This window comes from Shewanella sp. SG41-4, assembly GCF_014164505.1.
Lineage (GTDB): Bacteria > Pseudomonadota > Gammaproteobacteria > Enterobacterales > Shewanellaceae > Shewanella.
On sequence record NZ_JACJFI010000457.1, the window covers coordinates 1 to 2,168 of the forward strand.

Consider the following 2,168-nt stretch of genomic DNA (forward strand, 5'->3'; position numbering starts at 1 on the left):
TCTGCTCAAGCCATGCTTTTAGCTTGTCCAGTATAGGCACACTGGCTTGTTGTCTTGTCGTGTATTTATCATCCACACTTTTATCTTTAACGCGTGACTCAACGCCGTACAGTTTTTGGATAAGGTGAGAAAACGAAACGAACTGCAGTTTCTTTTAGAATTAATGCGCAGTCATCACACACATATTGTGGATCTTCGTTTTCATCATATCCCGAATGCGAAGTGTCTCCGTCTATGAATTCATAGCCACATTTGACACAGTTGTCATGATTCTCATGTACCAGTCTTTTTAGTTCTTCCGTTAACTTATGTGACATCTTTTGCATAGTACTTCCGTGAGAACTGCTGTGGAATAGGTGTTTTGACCGTTTTTTGTACATCAACTAATTTCAACTAGATACCTATGATTAGATAAATTTATGCAATTGGCAATGGTTTGTAACTGGTTTTGGGGCAGAAATTCTTTAGAGTTAAAGCTCTTAAAGTAACAATTTGCGTTTGAAGGTGTATGACAAACTGAGACGTACTAACGATGCTTCCAATAGAGCTAGTTTGGGGCCGCTAGAGGCTTTCTGTAAACAAGGGCTCTATTTGTTCATGCATTTTAGCCACAAAACTTGCTATGGATGTGTAATGTGGCTGAACATCACCCGACACGCTCATGAGCAAAATATTGTTTTCACACGCCTTAGCAATGCGTCGACTGCTAATTAACCCATGCGCATACCCGAGTAAGATAATTTTGAGCATCACTGCCGGTGAATACGCTGCCGCACCCGTTTTATCATTGTGATACCAAGCATCAAACCCCGATAAATCGAGTTTATTTTCGATAATATAACAAAGGGCATACTCGAATGTGCCAGGCAAAATTTGCTCTGAAAAATTGATGGGAATGAATTTACTTTGGCAGGATAAGTCAGGCTTGTAGTTGGCCATAACAATTTACTGTAGGTGAATAATATCTATTAGATCACAGACATTGACACCCTACAAGCTCGAAAAACAACCAAGTAGCTTTATTTATGAAAAAGACGTTGAAACGTCATTTTTGGAGAAATTCTACAGCCTCAACGCCCTGTTAAAAGGCAAAAAATTGTTGGCTAAAATGTTGAGGGACGAAAACAGCCAACGGTTTTTTGTCCTTATTTAACAGCTTGTTATGCTAAAAAACTAGACCAGCCTATGTAATCAAATGTTTCTCTAAACAGCCTTTCATCCACATGCCATTTGCTACCTAAGTTAACCTTACAATGATCTATACAACTTTGAATTGTTGCTTTTAAATCATCATTGCTAGCAGATGGATTGAAATTCTGAGTACAATAACTATCAGAAGTCATTATGAACTGCTTCTTGGGGGTTCTAACTTTTCTTTTTGCATCCGTTTGCCAGTATTCACAACGAATTTGGCTTTTACCTGATACATAAAAACGCAAGAATCCGATAATTTCATTATATTGCCAATCGCCACCATAATCTTTTATTGAGTATTCTGCTGACATAGGAGAGTTTTTTTCAATATGTTCGCGAAGTGACTCATTATATTTATCTTCTTTTAGTCGATAAATAGGGAGTTCAAATAGTTCTTTAGTTTTTAACATCGGCAATCTCTAAAGTTTGATTTGTAAGCCTAACGAGCCTGTAGAATTACTCGTTTTCTTGTAATTTATTATTGAAATAAACATTAACTGACTTTCAACAGTCATTCAATTGAAACCGCTGTTTTCATTGATAATATTTATTGCTTCGGGTGTTAGTGAGTTTGATACACTTTTGCAGGTGGTTACGGAGGGAAATACAGCGGTAAACGACTCTCTAGAGTCTATTAACTCAGACTATCTCTTAACTTTTCAATCTTATGCACCAGACAATACATTTGCCATTGGCTATTCACCTTCTCCTAGCCAAGTAAGGTGAACTTATTCATGCCCTTATTGACCGTGATATTGCCAAAGACGGGCTCAATTGCGCCCAATCGTTTACTGTATTGTCGCCGTCCGGCGCTGCTATCAATTTTTACCTTCATCTTGTCACTGTAGCTCATAACATTTGACGCACTGTCGTTTACAAATTGGACTTGTCGCCCTGTTAGCATGGGCGCTTTTCTCATGCATTGTTGCTGAAGTGGACAAGCTTTGCAGTCCTTTAAATACCCTGTAAAAACG

General features: G+C 38.2%; 1 protein-coding gene and 3 pseudogenes. All 4 read right to left on the reverse strand.

Features of this window, described 5'->3' with window-relative positions:
* Positions 1 to 124: pseudogene (locus H5202_RS21030) on the reverse strand (IS66 family transposase); the annotation flags it as partial.
* Positions 125 to 564: 440 nt separating this feature from the next.
* Positions 565 to 939 (reverse strand): annotated as a pseudogene (locus H5202_RS21035) (transposase); the annotation flags it as partial.
* Between the two features lie 221 nt (positions 940 to 1,160).
* Positions 1,161 to 1,604, reverse strand: a complete 444-nt coding sequence (locus H5202_RS21040; protein WP_182773776.1) for a hypothetical protein — start codon at positions 1,602 to 1,604, stop codon at positions 1,161 to 1,163.
* Positions 1,605 to 1,828: 224 nt separating this feature from the next.
* Positions 1,829 to 2,168 (reverse strand): annotated as a pseudogene (locus H5202_RS21045) (transposase); the annotation flags it as partial.

Excerpts from the sequence above, each read along its gene's own strand:
- H5202_RS21040 (WP_182773776.1), bottom strand. The coding sequence starts at position 1,604 with ATGTTAAAAACTAAAGAACTATTTGAACTCCCTATTTATCGACTAAAA.